We start from the raw sequence: 14,985 nt of genomic DNA, 5'->3' as shown, positions 1-14,985 counted from the left end.
ATTCACAGTAACAGTCTCTTGGGTTTTCATTACAATATCTTTGTTCCCAATTACTCGGAGTCGCGTTCGCTACCGTACCTAATAAAATCCCCATACCAATTCCGACCGTTGCAGTAGCTTTTAATAATTTATTTTTCATTTTAATTCCTTTTTTAATTTGTTGCGCTGACATAATAGGAATTAATATATAAATATTGTACTACCCAAAAGTACTAATTGTAGCCAGTTTATATTTGCTCGTATTGTTTTAAATTTAGTTTATATCAAACTTGCATTATTAAACGTTATCAGGAGATGGTTATTGGGATTTCGCATCAGTTTGTAACGTGGTGTGGTTAATTGTTGATTTTTCGTGCTTCTAAGTAGCATTATATCAACATCACTCAGAAGTAAGCCGCATGAAATAGTGTTGGTTAGGGAGCTGTGATGAAGGTACTGCAACTTGTTAACTCACGTAATATATTAATATCATTGGTTATATTTTCTTTGTACGGCCTGTCAGCTTTTAACCTGAATCAGCTAGAACAAATTGCGGCGCGCGATACGGCAGTTGCTCGGGATGTTTTATCATCACCGGTCGCTTCTGAGTTTGCTAATGATGTCAGCAAATTCAGCAGCTATAGTGGAATCTATGGATCTGATATATCTACAAGATATCAGATGATGCAAGCAACAAATCATAGTTACCAAGGTCCGCAGGCTAGCGAAAAAGCACGGTTAAATAACTACTATCAATCCGGGCTGTTCCTGTTACTGCTAGCTATCGTTACATTGGCGGTAACAGGCAAAGACAATAAACCAGAATTTGATTTTAAGTTCACACTACTGAGCATTTTAGTCCTCAGTAGTGCGATGCTTTTCAATCAGCTACTAATGTTGCTGGTGCCTGCATTTGGATTATGGTTGTTATATGCGCGTCGCTATTGTGGCCCTTATTTACGGGCCAATTACCATTAATCATTGTACCGATGATTGCTGCAGGTGAGTCAGCTCATTGACTAAGTGCTTTAAATTGGTTTTTGCTTGATTAATTTCAAATTTCAAATGGCTTACTTTATATGTTTGGTTTTGTTGATCATTTTGCCTAACAAGTTGATAGACAAGCTTGGTCGACACACCATGCCTTTTTGCGACTTCAGATAGTAGGCAATTCTGTTGTTTAACTTCTTCAACAATTTTGTAAGCTAGTTTTGGGCTGATAAGTTTAATTGCACGGCTCATATTTACTTCCTCTTAAGATCTATCAGTCTATACCACTTTAGGGGTATGCATGGTTCGTGCCTTAATTTACTTTATTGATTAATAGAGCTTTTATTATTTGTAAGGAAGGTGCTGACGGCTGAATGCACTAAGTTTGGGCAACTTTGCTTTATTTGCGGGCGTGTTGTTAATCAGCAGAACGATGAAGCGGCCAGCTTTTCGAGAAAAGTTAGGCCGCAATATTGGTGTGACTTAGGTCTGTTATTTAGACAGTCTGTATAGTGTTCTGTTGGCTTGCTTTAGATTCGGTTGTTATTGCCCAAATGCTATTTCGCTCGCCGTATAGTGCGCGCTGCTTGGTTTTGCGGGCTAAGATGAAAAAGCCTACTCCCAATATGATGGCAACCCAGTCTACTGCGGATCCGGGCATTGAAGATAAGTACCAGGGACTATTGGCAATATAGTTGCTAAATAGTGAACTGATTGGAATAAACAGACAAGCAATGGCAAGGCTATATAAACAATGGATTGCAGAAATTGCTGCGCCACGAGTAAAACTGTAGGCAATGGCCGCAAAAAATACTGCGTAGTAAGTCCACATATAGTGGGAGTTAATGTTGCCGCTTAATAGGTAAAGCCATTTGGTGGCTAATATGGTTATAGCAACAGCGAGCATGGAGCCTAAGCACACACCAACTGTTAATGCAGCCATGATTCGACAAGACTTACTCTGTTCCGATGACTTTAAGCGGCGTTTTTCTAACCAAAGTAAGTTACCGCTGTAGAACACCATGGCACCCAATAACCCCATAATAAAATACAGCCAACGGCCAGCCATGCCAGCATAGTTGCCAAAGTGTAGTCCGAAAAAGCTGGTGACAATGGCTGCATAAGCGCCGCTTTCTTCGGCGTTTGCAGTGGTAAATTGAATATCCATTGTGTAAGGGTTTAAGAAGATGAAGTCGCTGTAGCCGCCCCGCGTCATTCTACTTTCAGCGGTTACCTCTATTGCTAAGCTTGGCCTGCTGCCCTCTAGGCCGGAAAACTCGAGCTTTGTGACTTCATAGTTCGGTGCAATTTCATTTGCTTTTAATAGATAGGTTTGCATTGGAGCAAGTTGGTCAACCGTATAGGTGACTTCGCTTCTTGGTTGAGGTTCAAATAGTGGTTTATCACCATAGATTAGGCTCAAGCCGCCATAAAATAAGTCGTGAAAAGCAAATACTACAACGGTCCAGGCAATGATCACATGGAATGGGTAACTTAAGATACCGAGAAGATTATGACTATCTAACCAGAATCGGTTGGCCCCCTTGTTTTGCCGTAATGCAAACAAGCTTTTTACTAAGGTGGGGAGTAAAAAAATCAATCCAGAAATGAGTGCTATAAAATAAAGCACTGCAGCTATTCCTAAGATCAACACACCAAGATCTTCGTGGCCGACTTTACCCACGATACCAGCGGTGCGGTGTAGCTGATCGATCAGGTTTGCTAATTCATTGGTACTGCTGGCGGTTGTTACCAACTCACCGTATTCATCTATGCTTGCGTGACGAATAGCATCATCGAGCCTGATACCGCGACCGCCGCCATTTTCATACCAATACATTGGTGAAGCATTGTCGGTCAGGTTGATGATGAAGCCTTGTTTGGCTTCAGCAAATTCACTTTGAGCTTTAGAGACTAAAGTATCTAGTTGCTCAGCTGCAACTGAAGCTAGCTGTTGAGTTGGTGGCGTTGCCCATTGCTGTATTTGCGGTTTAAACATGGTCAACGAACCAGCGTAAAAACCGATAAACAATACTAAGCCGGCAATAATTCCGGTCCATGTGTGTAGTACTTGATAATGCCTTAAAATGTCCGCCCGAATTTTCATGATAACCACCATAACATTGCATAGGTGAGGTATGTTGCTAGGTTTGCCAGTAGCAGGTAGGCAAAGGTTTTTTTGCCAGTCTTAAATAAAAAACTAAAACTTAGCAGCAATAACCACAGTAAGGCGGTTAGCCACATGTTAAACTGCACCTTTACCTCAGCATCAATGCCACCAGGTCCAAACCAAGCAAAAATCGCAACAAAACCATAGGCTAGCGTTAAGCCAAACAAGGTCGAGAAAATGGACTTTTGCCACCAGTGAGGCTGAATCTTTTGCGCCTGAGTTAAACGACTCATGATTGACTCCTGTTGACTTTTAACGCTGCCATCAAAGGCATCAATGTCAGTACTGTCGATGAGCTAAACAGCCACATAAATAACGCTGGCGTGAAGCTTAAGCTGAGTGAAAAACAATATAGGGCGAGTGCAAATAGGCCGTAACTTAGCCATCGATATGACTTTTTGAGGGGGCGAATTTGCCACTGTTGATGCCGGCTGGTGAGGTAAAGCGTGTAGGCACCAAACAGCGTAAAAATGAATGCCATGATTTGAAACATAATGCGGTTAACTTCCTTTTTTCCAGTATAAATCCCACAACAATCGTAATGTAAACGCTAATGATTCGCAATTGCATTGCTGTGGGTTTTGGCGTAAATTGTGGCGGTTTTACAAGCTGTATCACAATTTGTTCATTGGAAATTTGAGGTATCCCATGGAGTACAGGGTATTTAAAAAGAGCATCGTAGCGACTAGTATTTGGGCTTGCACAGCATTATCTGCTGTTCACGCGGCGACTGTTGCTGATGCTGAGACCACACAATCAATCGAAGTTATTACTGTTCATGGCGAGAAAATAGAACGTAGCCTAAAAGATACCACTTCTTCTGTATCTGTTATTGATAAGGAAACGCTAGACAGCGGGCAATACCTATCAGTTTCAAGTGCACTTTCTGAAATCCCCAATATTGTCGCATTAACTGGTGCTGTCCCAGATATTCGAGGTGTGACTGGTAATGGTGCCGCGGGGGGCTTCAATTCGTTTACCGGAGGAGCGAAGGCGCGGGTTTCGACACTCATTGATGGCGTTGCTGAGCCATTTGTTGCGGATCTAACCGGTGATACTGGTCTATGGGATATTGAACAGATAGAGGTATTCCGTGGTCCACAATCTACCATCAATGGACGTAATAGTATTGGTGGAACGGTATTTATTAAAACACTCGATCCTACTTTTGATTGGAATGGTGCTGCGCGCTTAGGTTATCGCAATCAAGATAGCTTTATTGATAGTGCCTTTATGTTGTCTGGGCCCATTGTTGATGACCAAGTGGCTTTTCGAATTACCGGCCAACATGTTGATGGAGAAAACTATAACCAAGAAGTGATATATGACTCCAATCCTGATTCTTTCGACCAAAAAGAACTTAAAACAAGTCGTGTGCGCGCCAAAGTATTATGGCAACCCGCATCACTTGATGCATTAAAAGTCATGTATACCTACGCGCTGAATCGTGAGAAAGGTAACTCAGGTCGTAAATATTATATTGGTGATGATCCATGGGAATACAAACCACTTTCACATCGCTACATGGATACTGAGTCTGATACCCATTCAGTCAAGTTTGATTATGATTTAGGTCAAGGGCAATCGCTCGATTTATTGCTTGCTTATATGGACTATCAATGGGGCTTCCAAACCTATGAAGCTCAAGTTGCTCGTCAGCAAAATGTGCAGATGGATGATAAAAGTTACACCCTAGATGGTAAATATACTTTTGGCTTGGATGATCCTGAGTTTAATGGCTTTTTAGGTTTGGCTTACTATGAGCGTAAGCAAGACTTTGCCAGTACCGGTGGCTATGTCTATGGTGGTGATGATAGTAGTACCTCCGCATCAGTATATGGTGAAGTGACTTATGGTTTTGCACCACAATGGCGCCTCACTGTAGGTGGTCGAGTGATGCGCGATGAACAAAACCGAAACTTTGTTATGAGCAGTGGTGGCCGGGTTATCGATGAAGATCTTGATACCGATAATACAGTGACGTTACCAAAATTAGTGCTGCAATACCTGGTGACCGATACCACCACACTGGCGCTGAGTGCCCGTCGTGGATATAACGCCGGTGGTGGCGCGTTATCTCGGGAAAACCTGTATTACTATTATGATGAAGAGTCGGTTGATACTTATGAGTTCAGTTCTCGTAGTAGCTTTGCTAATGGTGATGTGAATTTAAGTGCTAACTTGTTTTACAACGACTTCGATGGTTATCAAGCGTCTAATACCCAGCGTCGCATTACCAATGTGGATCAAGCGATCACTTATGGTTTAGAAGCTGAGCTAACGGCGATGTTAACCGATGATCTTCAGTTAAGCTCTGGCTTAGGTTTGTTAGAAAGTGAGATTAAAGCCGCGGCACCTGAATTTGGCGACATTATAGGTAATGAGCTTAGTTCTGCTCCTAATCTCACTGCTAATCTAGGTTTAAAATATTGGCTCAATGATGAGTTTAGTTTCGGTATATCAGCGAACTATGTGAGCGAATATCAAGGTGATATCGCCAACACTGAGGCGCTTAAAGCTGGAGACTATGTGATTAGTCGTTTTAACGTTGACTACATCAGTGATGCTTGGCGCGTTAGTGCGTTTGTTAACAATCTATTTGATGAGCAAGCTGTCACCGTAACAGATCCACCAAGCCCATGGTACCCAGAAGGCTATAATGCCATTGTTGATCCTCGAAATGTGGGCGTTAATGTAACTTATAATTTCTGATAGGTTTAAGCCCTGACATTGATGATGTCAGGGCTTTATTTTCATTATGGCTAGTTTTCGTTACTTTAATCGGTAAATCACTTCGACTCTGTCGCTAATCGTGGTTTGAGCTTGCTGATAACTTTCGGCAACGTCGGCTTCCATCGCGGCGTTCATTCGATACATAGCGGGTTGAACAGGGCGTTGATCATAGTAGCGAATTTGCCAAACCCCATCGAGTTCCCTATCAAACCCTGCTGCTAATGCTTGGGCTTTTTGTTGGGCATCTTTTATCGCCTCACTGCGAGCCTGCGCGATAATGTGCTCCTCTTTACTGGCTTTAAAACTAATGTGGTTGATTTTGTTGATGCCATTGGCAAGCGCACTATCTAAAATGGCATTTAGCTTATCGATTTCTGTCACGGTGACGGTGACTTGGCGGCGCGCTTGATAACCAACCTCTTTATTGGTGCGGGTCTCAGCATCATAGAGATGACGTGGACTGAGTCGAATGTTAGCACTTTGAATATCTTTACCAGCAATACCTTGGGCTTTAAGGCGTTTAATAAATTCAGCCACTGCAGTATCAGAGCTACGCTTAGCAGCGCTGGCCGTGTCTTCTTTTACAACCACTTCTACATTCACAATGGCCGTATCGGCGGCAATGGATACTTGGCTGGTGCCTATGGTTTCGATATGTGGAAACGTGAGTTCCGCCGCATAACTCGATGTGAAAGGCAATGTTGTCATCGCAGCTGCGGCAAAGATAGCGTTGAATAGAGATGTTTTCATCTTGTTCTCCTAAATGAAAAATGCGGATAAGAGCCAGTTGCTTTACTGCTATAAACGGTGGAGTTTGATAAAAGGGTTATTTTTTTATTGGGCGCTGAAAAAGTTAGCTGTGCTATGCATAAGGGCGGGTTACGCATTGATGCTGAGTTATCGTTTCTTATCAGGTCTTATCGAATAACTGAGCGTCTAGTTTGTTTAAATAACCAACAGCTAGCGGTAAAAATTAACTCACCAGAACAATAGCCTCTAGCAAACTGTCGCAGTAACACTGACATTAAGTGGGTTGATAGATTAGAATGGCGGCAGTAATCACCGTTGAGAGCCAAACAACATGCATGTACATATTTTAGGGATTTGTGGCACTTTTATGGGCGGCTTAGCTCTGCTCGCTAGAGCGATGGGGCACAAGGTGACGGGCAGCGATGCCAATGTCTATCCACCAATGAGTACTCAGCTTGAGCAGCAAGGCATAGAACTCATTCAAGGGTTTGATCCTGCCCAGCTCGGTGAGAATGAAGATGATGCCCCTGATATAGTGGTCATCGGCAATGCCATGAGCCGCGGAAACCCTTGTGTCGAAGCGGTACTTAATCGTGGTTTGAAATACACTTCAGGTCCGCAGTTTCTTGCGGATCACATTTTGGTGCAGCGTTGGGTGTTGGCTGTATCTGGTACCCATGGTAAGACTTCCACTGCCAGTATGTTAGCGTGGATATTGGAAGATTGCGGTTATCAGCCAGGTTTTCTTATCGGAGGGGTACCGCAAAACTTTGGGGTATCTGCAAGGTTGGGAGATTCGCCATTTTTTGTGGTTGAAGCCGATGAATATGATAGCGCCTTTTTTGATAAGCGCTCTAAGTTTGTGCATTACCATCCTAGAACCCTAGTGATTAACAACTTAGAGTTTGACCATGCGGATATTTTTGAAGACCTCAACGCGATTCAAAAGCAATTTAACCACGTTATCCGAACAGTGCCTGGTCAGGGTAAAGTAATATGGCCCGCAGAGAGTGAAGCGGTACAAAATGTTATCGAGCGTGGTTGTTGGAGTGAGCAGGAAACTTACCACTCATTTGCCGCTGCGAAAGGTGGCGAGATGGGATGGTCTGCCAAGCCACTAGCGCAAGACAGCCATTGCTTTGAGGTGATGTTTGACGGTGAGAGCCAAGGTATTGTTGATTGGCAATTGATTGGGCAGCACAATCTTGAAAATGCAGTGATGGCGATAGCAGCTGCGCGACATGTGGGAGTTAAACCTAGTGAAGCGATAAAATCACTGATGACATTTGCGCCGCCCAAACGTCGCATGGAGTTGTTAGGAACAGTCAATGGTGTTGCTGTTTATGATGATTTTGCCCACCATCCCACAGCAATCGCCACCACTTTACAAGGCTGCCGAGCTAAAGTTGACCAAGGTAAGATCATCGTTGTGCTAGAGCCTAGGTCAAATACCATGAAAAGTGGTGTACACAAGGCGACCTTGGCCGACTCTATGCAACTTGCTGATTGTGCTTGGTTATATCAAGCGGATAATGTGAGTTGGAATCTCAGTGATGCGATGGAGCAAGCCAGTATTCCGGTTACCGTGCTAACTGACATAGATGAGATTGTCACTCAGGTGGTCGCGCAGGCCAAACCCGGGGATACTATTATTGTTATGAGCAATGGCGGTTTTGGCGGTATTCATAATAAGTTGCTGAATCAGCTTAATTGTTAACGCAACCGATGGCGAAGAGAAAATAGCGATGAATTATCCACGTACAAGCAAAGCAATTAGCTTAGCTTGGACCGGCGCGTCCGGCGCGCCCTATGGTATTAAATTACTGCAATGTTTACTAAGTGCTGACTATCAAGTGTTTTTAATGATCTCCAGTGCTGCGCGTGTGGTGTTGGCTGCAGAGCATGGTTTGCAGCTCAGCGCCAATGGAGAAAAAGCGCAGCAGCAACTGTTGCAGCTATTCGAGCAGCGAGGCATTGCGGTATCAGGCTCATTGCATGTACTTGGAAAAGATGAGTGGTTTTCACCTCCGGCATCAGGCTCTGCAGCGCCTAAGCAGATGATTATCTGCCCCTGTAGTACCGGGACGCTCGCGGCGGTCGCAACGGGAATGAGCAATAGTTTGTTAGAGCGTGCCGCAGATGTGGTGATAAAAGAGCGGGGACAACTCATTTTAGTTCCTAGAGAAACGCCTTTTAGTGCCATACACTTAGAACATATGTTGTCATTATCACGGCTAGGCGCAACGATTATGCCAGCAGCCCCAGGGTTTTATCATAGTCCCAAATCAGTGGAAGATCTGGTAGACTTCATGGTCGCTCGCATTTTAGACCATCTTGGTATCGAGCATGTATTAACCCAACGTTGGGGCTATGATAAACATCATGCTGACGTTGGTGACAAATAAGACAATTTGAGAATCGTATGAAACACACCACAGAAGTGATGATCTCTGCTGAAGAGATCGACCAGAAACTGGATATATTGGCTGAAAGGATCAATGCCCACTATCAGGACAGTGAACGTCTGCTAATGATCGGCTTGCTGAAAGGTTCAGTGGTCTTTATGGCTGACTTATGCCGTCGTATTAAGGGTCATGTTGAAATCGACTTTATGTCTGTTTCAAGTTACGGCAACGCAATGACCAGTTCACGTGATGTGAAAATACTGAAAGATGTGCAATCAGACATCGAAGGTCGTGACGTGCTTATTGTTGAAGACCTTATCGATTCGGGTAACACCTTAAACAAAGTGCGTGACATGCTTTTACTGCGAGAGCCAAAGAGCCTAGCGTTATGTACATTACTCGACAAGCCTGAGCGTCGAGAAGTGGATGTGCCAGTAGACTTTGTCGGCTTTACTATTCCCGATGAGTTTATCGTAGGCTATGGTATCGACTATGCTGAGCAGTATCGCAACTTACCTTATATTGCTAAGGTCGTTCCACTCGATTAATGCGATAGTGTGTTAATTAATGACTCCTGCTTAGGCAGGAGTTTTTGTTTTTAGCTTGTAGAAAGAATGGATGTTTTACATGGCAACGAATGAATATGCCTTGGAGATCGAAGGTCTAAGAAAAACCTATAAAGGTGGTGTTGAGGCAGTTAAGGGTATTAGCCTGAAGGTTGCTGCCGGTGATTTTTTCGCATTGTTAGGGCCTAATGGTGCAGGTAAGTCAACAACCATTGGTGTTATAAGCTCTTTAGTACAAAAGACTGCCGGTTCGGTTAAAGTATTTGAGCATGATATTGATCAGCAACTTGAACTGGCTAAGCTTTCAATTGGTCTAGTGCCGCAAGAGTTTAACTTCAACCAATTTGAAAAGGTGATTCAAATTGTCGTGAATCAAGCAGGCTATTATGGTGTTTCTCGAGATGTTGCCATGCAGCGGGCTGAAAAATACCTGACCCAACTCGATTTATGGGAAAAAAGAGACAGTCCGGCGCGAGCATTATCTGGCGGGATGAAACGTCGTTTAATGATTGCAAGGGCATTAATGCATGAGCCCAAGCTCCTCATTCTTGATGAACCCACAGCAGGTGTTGATATTGAGTTACGCCGGTCTATGTGGACCTTCCTTACCGAGTTAAACCAGCAAGGCGTCACGATTATTCTCACTACCCATTATCTTGAAGAAGCGGAAATGCTATGTCGAAACATTGGCATTATTGATAAAGGGGTATTGGTTGAGTGTACCAGTATGAAATCATTACTCAGCCGCTTAAATCTAGAGACGTTTATTTTAGATCTGGCTGCCGATATTCAACAAGCGCCTGTGTTAGCGGGGATGGTTTGTCGTTTGACTGATCCGCATACCTTAGAAGTTGATGTGGCTAAAGATCATAGTATTAATAAGGTGTTTTCTCAATTGACTGAACAAGGTATTGCGGTGTTGTCGATGCGCAACAAAGCTAATCGTTTAGAGGAGCTATTTGTCGAGCTTGTTGAGCAAGGTAAAGCCAAAGGAGAGGTATAGTATGAGTCAGCAGTTGAATATGAAATCGCTATATTTTACCGCTTTTAAAAGTATTCTCACCAAAGAGATAAACCGTTTTACGCGAATTTGGGTGCAAACTTTAGTGCCGCCCGCAATTAGTATGACCTTGTACTTTTTGATTTTTGGCAATTTGGTTGGTAAGCGAATTGGCGAAATGGGTGGAGTAAGCTACATGGAGTTTATTGCTCCCGGGTTGATCATGATGTCGGTGATCACAGCGTCATACTCTAATGTGGCGTCATCATTTTTTAGTGCCAAATTCCAGCGAAATTTAGAAGAGCTCATTGTTGCTCCTGTCCCGCATTATGTGATGATTGCCGGTTACGTTGGCGGCGGTGTTGCTAGAGGTTTATGTGTGGGGCTTATCGTAACCATGGTGGCGATGTTTTTTGTTGATATTAGCTTGCATCATGCAGGGCTTGTCGCGATTACCGTGTTATTAACCTCAATATTATTCGCACTCGGTGGATTAATTAATGCGGTTTTTGCCAAAAGTTATGATGACATCAGCATAGTGCCGACGTTTGTTTTAACACCGCTGACTTATTTGGGGGGAGTATTCTACTCGTTAAGTTTATTACCAGGATTTTGGCAAGGTGTCTCTCAATTAAACCCTGTGGTTTATATGATTAACGTGTTCCGTTATGGTTTTCTTGGTTATGCAGACATGAGTGTGCCAGTTTCAATAGCGGTGATGCTGACATTTTGTATTGGATTGTGGGCGATAGCTTATTATCTGATTAGCCGTGGTATAGGTTTACGTACCTAAGTTTTATATGGCCAATGGGCTAGTTGTTGTAGCAGCTAGTCCGTTAGGTAAACGTTAAAAGCATGATGTTATTGGCTTAATCTAAATAGGCCAACATTTCGAACACTTGCCCATATTCGGTGGCAGTCATCTTGGCACTGCAACACTGGTCTACCAAACTAGCATGTCGCCGCACTTTATCTAACAAATCTGCAATTGCAATCGGTTGTTTGTTAAGTGGCGCTAATTGCAGTTTATGTGGCGCAATCGCATTGCCTTCATGTGCTACTTGATAGTAATAGCCATTGCTATCAATCAAATGCTGGTATTGCAGATTAACTGCCAATTCTTGCTGCAAACTGTCTAAGTCGGGCAGTAGTACCAACTCATCACTATCACTTACCGTCATCATTATCGGCCAACTCGGCTGTGTAGCTTGCTGCATGCTATTTTCTCTTTGATTTGTGTAACCCATTTACTAAATCACAATATGAAATCGACGACAAGCTTACAGCGGATTAGCGGGAATCTTCTGCTATTTTGTTGAATGTTTTTTCATCGTTTTATGGGGTGTTTTTGGGAGGGTTTAAAGTTAATTTTATTTTAAATCAATACATTATTATATTTTTGTTCCCAGTGTCTTTACCCGTCTCCATCCTTGGTCTATCCCGACAAGCTCCTAGATAAATCGTGCTTTGTAACGCTAAATGAACTCAGCCAACGACGAGTCATTGCTTTGATAATTAGCATCAGGCAGCAAGCTTTAAGTTTGGCAATAAGCACAGATTGAATGACACCTCAGTAGTACTACTTGTAATACAAGGTGCAGTGCAAGAAGGCATGGAAAGTGATTGCAAATTACAACTGATTAAAGAGGCCCTAAGACATGGAGTCTGAGGGTCGCAGGATTGAGGTATCGGTTTTAATCGCTGCGCAAAAGTAGGCATTGAAGGTTCATTGAGTCACTAAATTGGAAATACATCAAAGCTAGTTCATCAAAACTAGTACATCGAAGCTAAGGAAAGACAATGGAAAACCAAGATCAAAACAAAGTTGAACTAATTGAAGAAGCGCTATTAGACAATGTTTCAGGTGGTCAATTGGATATTGATATATGCCATATCAGCTGCATCAGCTGCATCGAATGTCTATTCCAACACTAATTCACTATCTAAACAACTATCTAAGGAAAGAGTCATGGAAAATCAACAACAAAACAAAGTTGAACTGATTGAAGAAGCGCTATTAGACAATGTTTCTGGTGGCCAACTGGACATCGACTTGTGCCGCATTAGCTGCATCAGCTGCATTGAATGTCTATTTCAGCACTAATTCACAATTGAACACTATCTAAGGAAAGATTCATGGAAAACCAAGAGCAAAATAAAGTTGAGTTAATTGAAGAAGCACTACTAGACAATGTTTCAGGTGGTCAGTTGGATATCGATTTGTGTCGTATCAGCTGCATTAGCTGCATCGAATGTTTGTTTGAACACTAAGAAGAACTGCAATTATCTAAGGAAAGAATCATGGAAAATCAACAACAAAACAAAGTGGAGCTAATTGAAGAAGCGTTACTAGACAATGTTTCTGGTGGCCAGTTAGATATCGATTTGTGCCGTATCAGCTGCATCAGCTGTATCGAGTGCTTGTTCGAGCACTAGTCGCTAGACGAGTTAGGCCTCATTAACTAATGAGGCCCTAGCTAACACATGATTAGTTAAGGGGAGGCAACTCCCCACTAATTTTTCGTTAAGGAGAACGACATGAACAACCCAAGCTTAGAGTCAGTCATGGCTTACAAGAATCAAGATGTCATTGATCGGTTCGTCAAGATTTTTGCTGTTGAGGAAAAAGAAGCAGAACTGTTGTTTGATGATGTTAAGCGTTGGCTTTGGATGGCTAATGAAGTTAAGCACTCCGGTATCAAAAAGCCCGTTGTTATTGATAGTGCCTTACTTGTATTGGATGAGATGTGGCACAACTTCATTCTATTTTCCCGCGAATATGCGCAGTTTTGCCAAACCTATTTTGGTCGTTTTTGTCATCACGCCCCGCATTCAAAAAGAGAAGTGGAGCGTGAGCAGCAACGTACCAAAGACATGACTATTGCCGAGCGTAAGCACGACATTATGGAGTCGAAGCGTTGGCAGTATGAGTTTGTTTATGACCGCTTAGGAGAGGACACCTTCATTCGTTGGTACAAAGTTTTTCCTAAAAAGTATGACGCTGAGACCCTGGCTAGGATGGCTTATGAAGCCGAACAAGTACGTCAACAGAAAAAGCGTGAAGAAATAGAACATGCCAAGCAAGTAAGGCAAGCAGCAGCTTAGCGTTGAAGTAACTCTTGGAGAAGACTGATGCAAAACACTCATTCAGCAGACCAATTATTTAGAAAGGAAGTGCTAAATAAGTCTGGTTCAAACTCTTTGGGCGCCATTCTTTTAAGGCAACCTAAAGAGTATAAGGTCATCGCAATATTGCTGTTTGCAGTTGTATCGCTAGCCTTTGTTTTCATTTTCATGGGGACTTACACCAAGCATGCGGATGTATTTGGAGTGATCACCGTCGATAAAGGCTTAGTGAAAGTCAGTGCCCGAAGAGAGGGACAAATCATTCAGCAGATGTTCCAACAAGGTGACATCGTGGAGAAAGGCCAGCTGTTATATGTGATTTCCACTGAGAGGCACAGTTCAGTAGCGCAGAACATTGATCAGAACATTTTGGCGCAACAACGGATTTTGCAAGGCTCACTAGAGCGTGATTTGAACATTGCTCAGTCTAGCTTTGAATTAGAGACGGCTCTGTTAGAAAGTAAAGTGGCTGCTAAGCGACGGGAAGTTGCCCAACTTGATGAGCAGCTAGCCATATATGCTCAAAGACTGTCTATCAGTGAAAAAGGTTTGCAACGTAATCGTCAATTGATGGATGCCGGCCACACTAATCAAGCACAGCTAGACCAAGTCATTGAAGAGCATTTGGCTTTGGTAAGCATGAGTAATGACCTGCAAATGAAGCGGGATAATGCTGAGTTGCTGTTTACTGAGCTTGAGAGTGAGCTGCAGATGAAGCCAGGTATTTTCCAAGAGAAATACAACCGACTAAAACGCAGTTTGATTGAAAATGAGCAGCGTATTTCTGAAGTGGCAGCAAACGTTGATTATCGAATTTACGCACCACTAAGTGGTGTAGTTGGTAATCAGTTGACCCATGTGGGTGAGTTCATTACCAAAGGTGATGTGATGACCAGCATTATTCCTGAGGCTTCACAGCTTCAAGCTGAGTTATATGTTCCTGCCAGCTCTATTGGCTTTATCAAGGCTGACCAAGAGGTTTCTATGCGCTACAGCGCCTTTCCTTATCAACATTTTGGTTTGCAAAAAGGGACGGTGTTAAGTGTATCCAAGGTTATTTCTTTGCCTGAAGAGTTAGAAACTAGCGTGAATCTAACTGGTGCGGTGTACAAGGTGATAGTTGGGCTGCAGTCGCAAACCATTGCAGCGAAAGGAGAAGAGCTTGCGTTGGGGGTGGGGATGGAGCTCGAAGCAAGCGTCAAATTAGAAAACCGCAGCCTAATGCAGTGGCTACTAGAACCGATCTACAGCTTAAAGGATAGATAA

At 43.0% G+C, this 14,985-nt stretch carries 19 protein-coding genes; 13 read left to right on the top strand and 6 right to left on the bottom strand.

The annotated features are described in order from the left end of the window. The first annotated feature begins 426 nt into the window (after window positions 1-426). Window positions 427-957 carry a hypothetical protein gene (locus tag ACHUFW_RS05470; RefSeq protein ID WP_394201273.1) on the top strand — a complete coding sequence of 177 codons (531 nt, stop codon included), beginning with the start codon at window positions 427-429 and terminating at the stop codon, window positions 955-957. Here ACHUFW_RS05470 and ACHUFW_RS05465 read toward each other — a convergent pair whose 3' ends face one another. The 4 genes from ACHUFW_RS05465 to ACHUFW_RS05450 form a co-directional block, all read right to left on the bottom strand. Continuing rightward, on the bottom strand, window positions 958-1,221 hold the full coding sequence (locus ACHUFW_RS05465) for a hypothetical protein (RefSeq protein ID WP_394201272.1): 264 nt from the start codon (window positions 1,219-1,221) through the stop codon (window positions 958-960). Window positions 1,222-1,465: 244 nt separating this feature from the next. Beyond that, window positions 1,466-3,076 carry a PepSY-associated TM helix domain-containing protein gene (locus ACHUFW_RS05460; RefSeq protein ID WP_394201270.1) on the bottom strand — a complete coding sequence of 537 codons (1,611 nt, stop codon included), beginning with the start codon at window positions 3,074-3,076 and terminating at the stop codon, window positions 1,466-1,468. Beyond that, a complete protein-coding gene (locus ACHUFW_RS05455) occupies window positions 3,073-3,372 on the bottom strand; it encodes a hypothetical protein (protein WP_394201268.1) in 300 nt (99 codons plus the stop codon). The genes ACHUFW_RS05460 and ACHUFW_RS05455 overlap by 4 nt, the downstream gene beginning before the upstream one ends. After that, the gene (locus tag ACHUFW_RS05450; RefSeq protein WP_394201267.1) at window positions 3,369-3,632 is read right to left on the bottom strand and encodes a hypothetical protein; all 264 of its coding nucleotides are present in this window, start codon (window positions 3,630-3,632) and stop codon (window positions 3,369-3,371) included. The genes ACHUFW_RS05455 and ACHUFW_RS05450 overlap by 4 nt, the downstream gene beginning before the upstream one ends. Window positions 3,633-3,787: 155 nt before the next feature. Here ACHUFW_RS05450 and ACHUFW_RS05445 point away from each other — a divergent pair, with 155 nt between their 5' ends. Then, entirely contained in the window at window positions 3,788-5,851 is a 2,064-nt protein-coding gene (locus ACHUFW_RS05445; protein WP_394201265.1) for a TonB-dependent receptor, read from the top strand. Window positions 5,852-5,911: 60 nt separating this feature from the next. On the opposite strand, the gene ACHUFW_RS05440 is transcribed toward ACHUFW_RS05445, so the two are convergent. Next, a complete protein-coding gene (locus ACHUFW_RS05440; RefSeq protein WP_394201263.1) occupies window positions 5,912-6,622 on the bottom strand; it encodes an oxidative stress defense protein in 711 nt (236 codons plus the stop codon). 331 nt (window positions 6,623-6,953) lie between these two features. Here ACHUFW_RS05440 and mpl point away from each other — a divergent pair, with 331 nt between their 5' ends. The 5 genes from mpl to ACHUFW_RS05415 all read left to right on the top strand — a co-directional run bounded on the left by mpl (window position 6,954) and on the right by ACHUFW_RS05415 (window position 11,386). Next, window positions 6,954-8,339 (top strand): UDP-N-acetylmuramate:L-alanyl-gamma-D-glutamyl-meso-diaminopimelate ligase, encoded by a 1,386-nt coding sequence (gene mpl / locus ACHUFW_RS05435; protein ID WP_394201262.1) that lies wholly within the window; start codon window positions 6,954-6,956, stop codon window positions 8,337-8,339. A gap of 28 nt (window positions 8,340-8,367) precedes the next feature. Continuing rightward, window positions 8,368-9,027, top strand: coding sequence for a flavin prenyltransferase UbiX (locus ACHUFW_RS05430; RefSeq protein ID WP_394201260.1), 660 nt, complete (start codon window positions 8,368-8,370; stop codon window positions 9,025-9,027). Window positions 9,028-9,044: 17 nt separating this feature from the next. Continuing rightward, window positions 9,045-9,575, top strand: coding sequence for a hypoxanthine phosphoribosyltransferase (gene hpt / locus ACHUFW_RS05425; RefSeq protein WP_394201258.1), 531 nt, complete (start codon window positions 9,045-9,047; stop codon window positions 9,573-9,575). Between the two features lie 79 nt (window positions 9,576-9,654). Beyond that, window positions 9,655-10,596, top strand: coding sequence for an ABC transporter ATP-binding protein (locus tag ACHUFW_RS05420; RefSeq protein WP_394201257.1), 942 nt, complete (start codon window positions 9,655-9,657; stop codon window positions 10,594-10,596). Window positions 10,597-10,615: 19 nt separating this feature from the next. Further along, the gene (locus tag ACHUFW_RS05415; protein ID WP_394201708.1) at window positions 10,616-11,386 is read left to right on the top strand and encodes an ABC transporter permease; all 771 of its coding nucleotides are present in this window, start codon (window positions 10,616-10,618) and stop codon (window positions 11,384-11,386) included. Window positions 11,387-11,462: 76 nt separating this feature from the next. Here ACHUFW_RS05415 and ACHUFW_RS05410 read toward each other — a convergent pair whose 3' ends face one another. Further along, window positions 11,463-11,810 (bottom strand): DUF4144 family protein, encoded by a 348-nt coding sequence (locus tag ACHUFW_RS05410; protein WP_394201255.1) that lies wholly within the window; start codon window positions 11,808-11,810, stop codon window positions 11,463-11,465. A gap of 583 nt (window positions 11,811-12,393) precedes the next feature. Between ACHUFW_RS05410 and ACHUFW_RS05405 the strand changes: the two genes are divergently transcribed. The 6 genes from ACHUFW_RS05405 (at window position 12,394) to ACHUFW_RS05380 (ending at window position 14,985) form a co-directional block, all read left to right on the top strand. After that, window positions 12,394-12,528 carry a hypothetical protein gene (locus ACHUFW_RS05405; RefSeq protein WP_394201253.1) on the top strand — a complete coding sequence of 45 codons (135 nt, stop codon included), beginning with the start codon at window positions 12,394-12,396 and terminating at the stop codon, window positions 12,526-12,528. A 34-nt stretch (window positions 12,529-12,562) separates the two neighbouring features. Then, on the top strand, window positions 12,563-12,697 hold the full coding sequence (locus ACHUFW_RS05400; RefSeq protein ID WP_394201251.1) for a hypothetical protein: 135 nt from the start codon (window positions 12,563-12,565) through the stop codon (window positions 12,695-12,697). A gap of 32 nt (window positions 12,698-12,729) precedes the next feature. Further along, window positions 12,730-12,864 carry a hypothetical protein gene (locus tag ACHUFW_RS05395; RefSeq protein WP_394201249.1) on the top strand — a complete coding sequence of 45 codons (135 nt, stop codon included), beginning with the start codon at window positions 12,730-12,732 and terminating at the stop codon, window positions 12,862-12,864. A 30-nt stretch (window positions 12,865-12,894) separates the two neighbouring features. Next, a complete protein-coding gene (locus tag ACHUFW_RS05390) occupies window positions 12,895-13,029 on the top strand; it encodes a hypothetical protein (RefSeq protein WP_394201248.1) in 135 nt (44 codons plus the stop codon). A gap of 102 nt (window positions 13,030-13,131) precedes the next feature. Beyond that, complete coding sequence (locus ACHUFW_RS05385) at window positions 13,132-13,698, top strand: glycine-rich domain-containing protein (RefSeq protein ID WP_394201246.1); 567 nt, start codon at window positions 13,132-13,134, stop codon at window positions 13,696-13,698. A gap of 27 nt (window positions 13,699-13,725) precedes the next feature. Continuing rightward, window positions 13,726-14,985 (top strand): HlyD family secretion protein, encoded by a 1,260-nt coding sequence (locus ACHUFW_RS05380; RefSeq protein WP_394201244.1) that lies wholly within the window; start codon window positions 13,726-13,728, stop codon window positions 14,983-14,985.

Origin of the sequence: Shewanella waksmanii, assembly GCF_043643685.1 — a bacterium.
GTDB lineage: Bacteria > Pseudomonadota > Gammaproteobacteria > Enterobacterales > Shewanellaceae > Shewanella > Shewanella waksmanii_A.
Note: the sequence above shows the minus strand (reverse complement) of the source record. Positions and strands in the feature narration are given on the sequence as shown.